Origin of the sequence: Sphingobium sp. DC-2 (assembly GCF_000722555.1) — a bacterium.
Lineage (GTDB): Bacteria > Pseudomonadota > Alphaproteobacteria > Sphingomonadales > Sphingomonadaceae > Sphingobium > Sphingobium quisquiliarum.
Genome location: NZ_JNAC01000125.1, coordinates 1 through 9,177, shown reverse-complemented (window position 1 = coordinate 9,177; position 9,177 = coordinate 1). Strand labels below are relative to the sequence as shown.

6 protein-coding genes are annotated in these 9,177 nt (G+C 61.0%); 3 read left to right on the top strand and 3 right to left on the bottom strand.

Going from position 1 to position 9,177, the window contains the following annotated elements:
• Positions 1-67: 67 nt before the first annotated feature.
• Positions 68-2,521 carry a strawberry notch-like NTP hydrolase domain-containing protein gene (locus ET21_RS0121905; RefSeq protein ID WP_030541362.1) on the bottom strand — a complete coding sequence of 818 codons (2,454 nt, stop codon included), beginning with the start codon at positions 2,519-2,521 and terminating at the stop codon, positions 68-70.
• A gap of 77 nt (positions 2,522-2,598) precedes the next feature.
• On the bottom strand, positions 2,599-3,453 hold the full coding sequence (locus tag ET21_RS0121900; protein WP_030541361.1) for a toprim domain-containing protein: 855 nt from the start codon (positions 3,451-3,453) through the stop codon (positions 2,599-2,601).
• A gap of 263 nt (positions 3,454-3,716) precedes the next feature.
• Between ET21_RS0121900 and ET21_RS0121895 the strand changes: the two genes are divergently transcribed.
• From ET21_RS0121895 to ET21_RS0121885, 3 genes are all read left to right on the top strand, one after another.
• Positions 3,717-4,916, top strand: coding sequence for an AAA family ATPase (locus ET21_RS0121895; protein WP_051585712.1), 1,200 nt, complete (start codon positions 3,717-3,719; stop codon positions 4,914-4,916).
• On the top strand, positions 4,913-5,947 hold the full coding sequence (locus ET21_RS0121890; RefSeq protein WP_030541359.1) for a ParB/RepB/Spo0J family partition protein: 1,035 nt from the start codon (positions 4,913-4,915) through the stop codon (positions 5,945-5,947). The genes ET21_RS0121895 and ET21_RS0121890 overlap by 4 nt, the downstream gene beginning before the upstream one ends.
• 99 nt (positions 5,948-6,046) lie before the next feature.
• The gene (locus ET21_RS0121885; protein WP_030541358.1) at positions 6,047-7,390 is read left to right on the top strand and encodes a replication initiator protein A; all 1,344 of its coding nucleotides are present in this window, start codon (positions 6,047-6,049) and stop codon (positions 7,388-7,390) included.
• Positions 7,391-8,476: 1,086 nt separating this feature from the next.
• Here the strand turns inward: ET21_RS0121885 and ET21_RS27915 are convergent.
• Positions 8,477-8,935 carry a hypothetical protein gene (locus tag ET21_RS27915; protein WP_156029327.1) on the bottom strand — a complete coding sequence of 153 codons (459 nt, stop codon included), beginning with the start codon at positions 8,933-8,935 and terminating at the stop codon, positions 8,477-8,479.
• Positions 8,936-9,177: the final 242 nt, after the last annotated feature.

The window sequence follows — 9,177 nt, the reverse complement described above, 5'->3', positions numbered from 1 at the left end:
CGCCTACCGCCGCCACGCTCGACATAAACTGCGACTGCAAAGAATTCCTGTAATGTTGAGCTCAACATTACACGTATTCGCGGGGCGAGAGGTCGATCTCGAGATCGGCCCGGTCATCCGGGCTCAGCGCATCGAGCCGGCGATCGAGGATAGACTCAGCGGTGGTCACGAGCTGGAGGACCACCGACTGGCCATTCGCCAGGTGGCGACGCACAGCCGCGATCACGGTCGGCAGCTTCATCGAAAGCAGGACCTGGCCGAAGAAACGCTGCTTGGTCGACTCGAAGCGCGATCTGGCCGACGCCTTGGCGCCGCTATTCAGTGTCGCGTTTTCCAGCCCGTCGACGATGCCGGTGAGTTCGAGGGCCCGTTCCATATTCTGGTGGATGATCGACCATGCATCCGCATAGGTGTCGTAGATCTCGATCTGGGCGGGGGTCAGCTCGTGCCGGAGAATTTCATATTCGACGCCGGCGAAGCTCAGCGCGCGCGCCATGTAGAGGCCAGTCGCCTTGAGGTCGCGCGCGACCAGCTCCATCGCTGCGATGCCGCCTTGGCGGATACTGCTGATGAATTGCTCGCGATCCGCGAAGGCTGTTTCGGGTCCCCAGAGGCCGAGGCGGACCGCATAGGCGAGGTTGTTGACGTCTGACGCGCCCGTGGCCGACGCATAGAGTACACGTGCGCCGGGAAGCTGGTTCTGGAGAAGGACGCCACAGATCCCCTGCTGCGAGCCCTCCTTGGCGCCAAGCGCCCCCTCCCCGCCGGCGACGCCGCCCATCTCATGGGCCTCGTCGAACGCCAGCACGCCCTGGAAGTCGGCGCCAGCCCAGTCGACGATTTGCCTCAGCCGGCTGTGGTTGCCGCGCATCGAGCGCAATGTCGGATAGGTGACGAGCAGGACGCCCTGGTCGAGCCTGATAGGTTCGTCGATCTTCCAGTTGGAGATCGGCTGAATGTCGCCGCTGACACCGCCCAATGCGGTCCAGTCGCGCCGCGCATCTTCGAGGAGCGGGGCATTTTTCGTGACCCAGATATTGCGCCGTCGACCCTGAAGCCAATTGTCGAGGATGCAGGCCGCAATCTGCCGGCCTTTCCCCGCGCCGGTGCCATCGCCCAGGAAGAAACCCTTGCGATAGATGTCCCCGTCTTCGGCAAGTGTCAGGCCAACGCCTTCCTTGTTCGGCTTGAATCTGCCCGGGATGGTCTGGGACCAGGCGTGCCCGGCATAGACGACCGTCTCGAGTTGGGAGGCGGAGAGGAGCCGCTCCGCGACCGTACGCTCGGGGAGCGACGGGACATAGTCGGGGATCGGGGCCGGGATCGAACCCATCGCCACGGATTCTACGAGGGGAGTTGGATGCTCGCCGGCGGTGGCAAAGCTGATCCGGCTCGGACGGTAGGGAAGATAGACGCCCGTTTGTTCAAGGAGCGGCGCCGGGGTCGCGAGCTTTTCGTAGTCGACGGGGAGGACGTCGTTGCGAACGGGCGCGTGATAGGCGCGGGGCTCTGGGCGGCTGCTTTTGAGGGCGCGGAAGATCGAGATACCGGCCGATCGTCTCGGCGCAGGCATCGGGGCGTCGCTCTTGAGCGTCGATCTTTCGGGAACGCGTAATGCGGGCAGAAGCTCGCCGACGGAAGATCGTTGAATGATCGCCGGCGGTGCATTGCCGGGCGCCTTGTCGATCACGAACAGCCGAACGGCGACAGACGTGCCGTGCTTAAGGTAGCATTTCTCGAGGCGGATCGCGGTGCGGACGGTAACGTCGCGAAGCACGGTCTCATATTGGTCGCGCATCCTGGCGCTCGGGCCGAACCAGTCGGGCATGATCGCAACCACTCGCCCGCCTGATCGGAGGCGACGGAGGGCCGCCTGGAGGTGGCGGACCGCCGCATAGTCATCGGCACCACGTCCGAGGGACCGCGAGAACGGCGGATTCATGAGAATGAGGGTTGGCGGTTCGGCCGCGGAAAGGGTCGAGTTGATCGTCGCACCGTCCTCACCCGAGATCGTGGCTTCCGGGAACACCCGATGCAGCCGCGCCCGCCTGACGGGGTCGAGTTCGTTGAGCTGAAGAACCTTGTATGAGCCCAAATGAGCGACGAGCAGGCCGTTGCCAGCGCTCGGCTCAAGGATGACGTCGTCCGCCTGTACGTCGGCCAACAGCACCGCAACTGCGGCGATGTCGATCGGCGTCGAAAATTGCTGCCAGTCGAGTTGCTCCTCGCTCCGCACGGTCTGGGTAGGAAGGCGATCCGAGAGCGCGACAATGGCGCTCACATCGGCGAACGAGCGCAAGCCAGAGCCGGCCGCGCGAAGATGGAGAGCCAGCGCGTGCTCGAGAACCTCGAAGCTTGTTCGCTGTGTCCAGCGCCCGTCGGCGTCGGAGCCACCGTAGGCGGAGGCCATTACCTCGTTGAGCAGGCGGCGGGTGATCGGGCGGCCTGATCCGAGATGTGGAAGGAGCAGGCGCGCGGCATCATGGTCCGCCGTGGCGGCCGCGTGGAAGAGGTCGGTCATTTTGGGATCTCCTGCGTGGCTGCACCCTCGGCAGCATCACGCTTTCGACCCCCCTCCCCTCTTCTGTCCGGGCGCATTTAGGCGCGGGATTGCAGAGCCGCGGCGTCGAGCACCCTCGCCCAGTCCTTGTGTCTCGCGGGAGGCGGATCGCGACGAATCGTGAGTCCGGGCCTGGCGTATTGGTCTTCGGCATTCTGCGCGGCACGGCGACCTTCGGCGTCGTTGTCCTCTGCAATGTACAGGGTCGTCACGCTCTCAGGGATGATGAGCTGATCCAGGCGGCGCGCGCCGAGAGACGCCCAGCAAGGAACCCCACGGAGACGACTATAGGCGTCGGCGGTCTCAAAACCTTCGGCGATTGCGAGGGTCGCACCGCCAGCTCTCCCCCGCCAGGCACCTGAGCCGGGGACACCGAGCATGAGCTTACGCACGTAGTCGGCGGTAGCGGGATCGAGAAAGATGCGCTGGATGGCGACCAGCCTCCGGACTTCACGGACCGCAACCAGGAGCGCCGGCAGGAACACTGTTTTCGGCTTCGGTAAATACGGGCACCGTGGGTGAAAACGGACATCAGGCGGCGGTGGAAGAAGGTTGCGGCGGCCGAGATAGCGTTCCGCAAGGGTATTCCTGACATGGGCGGCCTCATTCCAGAGGTGCTCGCCAGTGGAAGAGCGGCTAGGCTGGGTTGCGAGAGGCATCGGGTGATGGCGACCGGGGCGGATGCGGCTGAGCTCACGCAGCACGTCCTCGCGAGCGCAACCCGCAAAGCAGGTCACCAATATGCCTCGATCGCCTTGCCGAATCGAAAGACTTGGTTCCGCATCATTGTGGGCTGGGCATCGGCACATGGCGATGTAGCCGCTCCAGCGGCCGCGCAGAGCGCCGACGAGATCGACAAGTTCTTGGGATGGACGGTTCGCTACCAGCGGCATGATCTGCACCTCATGTTCGCTGCCTCCCTCCCGCTCTCCTCCTCTGCGTGGCGCGCTCCCGGCAACTTCGAGATCTGCTCCGCCGTTCTCGTGGTTGGATCGTTCAACTTGATCCGATCACCGATTCCCGATCGAAGGATTCGGAAGCCGCCGATTCGGCGATGGCTGGCTGTTTCGGGTGCCGGTTTGACTTTTGCAGGTAGTTTTGCTCATGAAAGGCAAACCGGATCGCGCTGGCTTGATTCGGAGGGAGGCACGCGGGGATGTCCTTTACCGTAAACACGCTTCGGACGATGACCCGTTCGTGCGAAATGATGCGCGATCGCGTGAAGTCGGTCGTGTTCAAGCCGGAAGACCGGAAGGTTCTCGATCTCACCTTTGGCCCGACGGCGGCGGCTGAACTGGTCGGGCGTACCCCCGAAGCGTTGGCGAAGGCTGAGAAGGAAGGCCGGCTCGCGTCGCCGAAGCAATTGGGCAACGGGCGGCGCTACTACACGCTCGAGGATTTGACCAAGATCCGCGAGGCACTGCACATTCGTCCGGGCAAAGCGGCAGATGAAGACGCTGTCGTAGTCGCGGTGCAGAACTTCAAGGGTGGCGTCGGCAAGAGTACGATTACGAAGCACTTCGCAGATTATTTGGCTCTTCATGGGTATAGCGTGCTGGTCATCGATTGCGATCCGCAGGCTTCCACCACCACGATGTTCGATATTCAGCCGGAAACTCTCTTCGACGAAGATAAGACGCTCGGCAATTTCTTGTCGCCTCGCAGCACCTTCGACGATTTTCGGCAGGCGATTCATGAGACTGCATGGCCGACGATCAAGATCGTCCCATCGAGCCTCGGACTTCAGGACGCAGAGTGGGACCTGACAGCCACATTGCGCGAGGGCGGTCAGGCCGTCCGTGAGGGTTTGCAGAGACTACGCATCGGTATCCAAAGCATAGTCAAAGACTTCGACGTTATCGTGCTCGATCCGCCGCCCGCGATGGGCTTTCTGGGCCTTAATGTGATGGCAGCGGCGACCGGCCTCCTTGTCCCTGTTCCGGCTCGGCAACTCGATTATCTATCCACAATTCACTTCATGGACACGATCGCTGACAATATCGAGATTCTCGAAGAGAATGGCACTCCGGTCGATTATGGTTTTATTCGCGTAGTTTGCTCAGCCTACACGCCTAGCAAACCGGGTGAAGCGGACATGTGGAAGATGATGCAGGCAACCTATGCCAATTTCCTCCTGAGCCAGCCGATCCTTGCGTCGGAGGAGATCAAGAACGCGACGCAGGCGTTCCGGTCAATCTATGAGAGCAAGCCCTCGGCGGCGCACGCGACCTACCAGAGGTGCCGCGACAATCTTGACTCCGTATTCGGAGAGGTTCTGCAACAGATCCGCGAACAATGGCCGTCGCAGAGCATCTCCAAGCGCGCCAACGATTCCGTCGCGAGTGCAGCAGCATGAGCCGGCGCTCCGCAATCAGTGAAGCCTTGGCAGCCCCAGCGCCGACGCCGGCCTCCGAGCTTGCTCCCGAACAGGTCGACGCAGCGCAAGGCGGAGCGGCCCGCAATTTCACGGCACGGCGGCTTGAGGGCTTCACCGAGGCCGCTCGGATGGTGAAACGGCCGACCATCCGGCTGAAGCCATCTGAATGTTCGATCTGGCCTGGGAATGCGCGAGACTATGCGCTGCTGACCGAGGATCGTGTCCGAAGTCTCATAGACTCGATCCAGGCGGAGAATGGCAACCGGATCCCGGTCGTGGTCCGGCGGGTGAAGAATGCCGCGCTGGAATATGAGCTCGTCATCGGCACACGGCGCCATTGGGCTATCTCGTGGCTCAATGCGAACCACTATCCCGATATCGAGCTTGTCGCGATCATCGAGGATCTCGACGACGAAGCCGCCTTCAGGCTTGCCGATATCGAAAACCGGGAACGAGAGGACATTTCCGACCTCGAACGCGGTACCAACTACAAGGCAGCCGTCGATGCCTATTATGATGGCGTACAAGCCCGGTTGGCGGACCGTGTGAAACTCTCGAAATCCATGTTGTCGCGGTACATCGGGCTCACGGAAATTCCGCAATCGATCGTCAGTGCTTTTAGCTCGCCGATGGACCTTCAGGTGCGTCACGGTGACAAGTTGCTTCCCCTGGTCCGCACGCCCGCGATGCGGGAGAAGATGGAGGCGGCCGCCAAGGACATTGCCGCGGAACAGAGCTTTCGACAGTCGGGTGACGAAGAGCCTATCAGTGGTGCTGAAGTCGTCGCGCGTTTGATCAAGGCGACGACAACCAGCCGGAGCAGCCGTCTCCAGAAGGCTTCTATCGAAGCCAAGGGGATGACGATTGGACAGGTTGATCGAGATCGGGCGCGAGGGCTGACTATCACCATCAACCCGACCGACCTGTCGGCTGACGATATCCTGGAGGCTATCCGCCCGCTCGTCGAGAGGGCAAAGATTCTGAAAAAGCGGGTCTCTGATGGGGCCTGAAGCAATCTGTAATTCTTTGGATTTTGCCACTCTGAAAAGTGGGGTATTCTGGTTTGTTTCCAGTGGCTTAGCGCCTTTGTCCCACGCGTGGGACGCGGCATGAGCCAGGGCGAGAACGAGGCTGTTGCGACGGTGGTCGGCGGCCGCCGCGTGCAGTTTGAGATGTTCTTCACGCTTCCCGACTTCAGCGAAATCTCCCTGCGCGATTATCAAGAAACGATGCAGCGCCCCTTCTTCAGCCTTTCGAAGAAGAAGCGGGTCAAACCGATCGAATATGTAAGCCCAGACAAGCAGGTCACCGTCCATGTTTCGGCCAATCCGGAATATGGCATGGCGACGATCTGGGATGCGGACATCATGATCTACCTCGCCTCTCATCTGAATGAGCTGCGCGAGCGCGGAGACAATGATCTCTCGCCGACGATCCGTGTTCAACCAGGCGACTTGCTGAAGCGCATCTGCTGGGGCGTCAGCGGACGTGCTTACGAACGCCTTATCGGAGCGCTCGACAGGCTGCAGGCAACCACGATCAAGACGAACATCCGGGCCAACTCGAAGACCCGTGAGACAACGTTTTCGTGGATCGACAGCTATACGCACCTCGTAGACGAGCGAACCCAACGGTCCCTTGGAATGGAGATCACCCTTTCGAAGTGGTTCTTCGACGGCGTGATGGACAAGCGGAACGTACTCGCGATTTCTCCGCTCTATTTCGAGATCACAAGCGGGCTCGGTAAGTGGCTGTACCGCGCCAGCCGCAAGCACGCCGGCGGCAACGGCGCCGAAGGGTTCACGATCGGGTTCGAAACGCTTCACCAAAAAAGCGGAAGCGAGAGCTCGCTGCCGTCCTTCAAGAATAAGATCCTTGAGCTGGCGCGGGCCAACACCCTGCCCGAGATCAACTTGGAGGTGATCGGGGCGGAAACACCCCGACCAAAGCTGAAGATGGTGATGCGTCGCTTCATGGGAGGGCACCAGGAGGTCCCCTCCCGCAAGCGCGCCACACCCCCCTCCCCCGCCCGCTCAGCCGAAAGTTCGAAGACTGTCGGCTCTTCCAAGCAGCTCCAGCAACGGCCGGCCGAGGAAGCCGCAGAAATGCCCGTTGACCCGAGCCTCGTTCGCAGCCTGGTGCAGCGTGCAGTCGCAGATCTCAAGGCCACCGATCCAAAGCCTAGCCAAGATCCGCACGACCAAAGCTACGCTGCCGCCGCAGTTTCCACGCCGCGCCGCCGGGGTGGACGGGCACATGAGGTACTCGATCCCGAGACCTATGCGGCGATCAAGGCGGAATGCCCTGGCTGGGATCTGGACGTCCTGATCAAGCAGTTCGACGCTTTCCTGAACAGCAATCCCGACGAGATGCCCAGGAACTACTCGAAACGGTTTTATGGCTTCATGAAGAAGCACCACGAGCGCAATAAATATACGCTCCCAGGCTTCTGACTGGATCGATCTGATCCGGCCCCGCGAAAAGCCGATCGAGGGCGCGCGGGGATAAATGACCCTGCCACCAATCCGATGCCGCGCTGATCGACGGCGGATCATGGCACGATCATCGACGGCTATTGTTGGAAAACGATGGCGGCCCTTCCACCTAAACTCGAACGCCTGGCTGCACCTTCGAGCGGGACGAATGCCGCGGCCGCTCCGATTTACGGTAGTGCCGCGGGCGGCCTTCATGTCGAGCCAAGATGACCGATTTTGATACGGCTTGAGTCAAACATCCGGCCGGGACGACCGTCAGCTGAGCCCCGCGATCGTCAGCTGGAGACCGGATTATCAGCCTGGCAGCGCGAGAGGACGGTTGGCATCGCGTCCCGCGGCGACAATTGCCGCTCTGGGTCGCGACGTGTTTTCAGGAATTGGTTCAAAGCGTCATCTTGCAAATGGACAATTTGCGAAAGAGGCTGAAATCCGGGGCTTTAGGGCGGACGCGGAAATCCATGTCGCTGATTCTAAAAACACGATCGCGCGACGGGGTGCCAGTCGCCAATTGCGGACCTTGGGTGAGCGTGGATACGGTCTCAGTGATGAGGCCCCGGCGAAGTTCCAGCACGTCTACAGGCCTATCTCACTGCATCGAAGCATAGGGCTAGATGCGGCGCTCGGGGAAGGGGGCCGAAAAGCCATTCCCAAAAACACGTTGAAGGAGGTACGCGACATTTCCGATAACACGCCGGACCCGCGCAACGATCTCGGATGGACAATTACTGGTTTGGGGTTGAAGCACGAAAAGCGAATCGGAACGCTAACTGCTGCCAACACGGGTAGGCGCAGCCCCGACCGAGACCGGGTTATCCACAGCCCCCAAGTGGTGGCATCGTGGTATCAGAGCGAAAGTGTCGTGTTATTAGAATCTGACCGTCGTGTTATCGGAGCTCGGCCGTCGTGTTATCGGAATCTGTCCACAGGCAGCGAATCGCCGGATTCACTAGCTTTTTCCGGGAACGCCGCGGCAGTAACCTTTTAACTCAAAGATATAACCCGCTTAACGCTTACGCCTTCGGCGGATTCTGAGATTTCTTATTGTTAGAGGGAAATGGAAGGGGAGGGACGCCATTCCCGACCTGGCCCCATCCGGTCGAGCCGGCTGCTATCCTTTAACGCCCTGGAGCGCACAGCGAGCTTGGCCGCGGCCTGCGGTGTCACACCCAGCAGGCGTGCGATGGCCGGCACCCGAAGTCCGGGATAGGCCAGTTCCAAACGCAACAGCTCCGGAAGCCGGCTGCGTTTGGTCACCTCAACGACGCGCGGGAGATTTTCAAGCCTTCCCTCGAGCCTGTCGAGCTCCGCCAGGCCCTGCCTGCTTGCCAACCCGATCGTGCTTTCAAGCTCGCGCATGAGTTCCCCTGCGGAGTTTGGAAGATACCGGGGAAGGTGGACAGCGGACGGAAGAATCTGCGTTGCCATGCCGGCCGCAACCAATGCTCGAGGCAGCTGGCAGGCGATCATCCATGTCGTACCGAAGCTCACCGGTTCAAGGCTCATTCGACGGCCATCGATCGTCGTGACAGTTCGGTCCGAGGCCGGTGAGACCTCCAACGCTGAATGGACCTCCAGGAGACGCTCAGCGACCGCGAGGAGGGTAGGGGAAGGGTAGGGGGCTGCAATGGCCACCTGAGCCGCCCTGAATGCGCCTGAGCAGCGAGCAAGGTCCTCCGGACCCCAGAGCTCGGCTTCTGTCAGCCGACAAAATAGGCTACATTTCAATAATATCATGTAATATCAAT

Excerpts from the sequence above, each read along its gene's own strand:
- ET21_RS0121905 (WP_030541362.1), bottom strand. The coding sequence starts at position 2,521 with ATGACCGACCTCTTCCACGCGGCCGCCACGGCGGACCATGATGCCGCG.
- ET21_RS0121900 (WP_030541361.1), bottom strand. The coding sequence starts at position 3,453 with ATGCCGCTGGTAGCGAACCGTCCATCCCAAGAACTTGTCGATCTCGTC.
- ET21_RS0121895 (WP_051585712.1), top strand. The coding sequence starts at position 3,717 with ATGTCCTTTACCGTAAACACGCTTCGGACGATGACCCGTTCGTGCGAA.
- ET21_RS0121890 (WP_030541359.1), top strand. The coding sequence starts at position 4,913 with ATGAGCCGGCGCTCCGCAATCAGTGAAGCCTTGGCAGCCCCAGCGCCG.
- ET21_RS0121885 (WP_030541358.1), top strand. The coding sequence starts at position 6,047 with ATGAGCCAGGGCGAGAACGAGGCTGTTGCGACGGTGGTCGGCGGCCGC.
- ET21_RS27915 (WP_156029327.1), bottom strand. The coding sequence starts at position 8,935 with ATGAGCCTTGAACCGGTGAGCTTCGGTACGACATGGATGATCGCCTGC.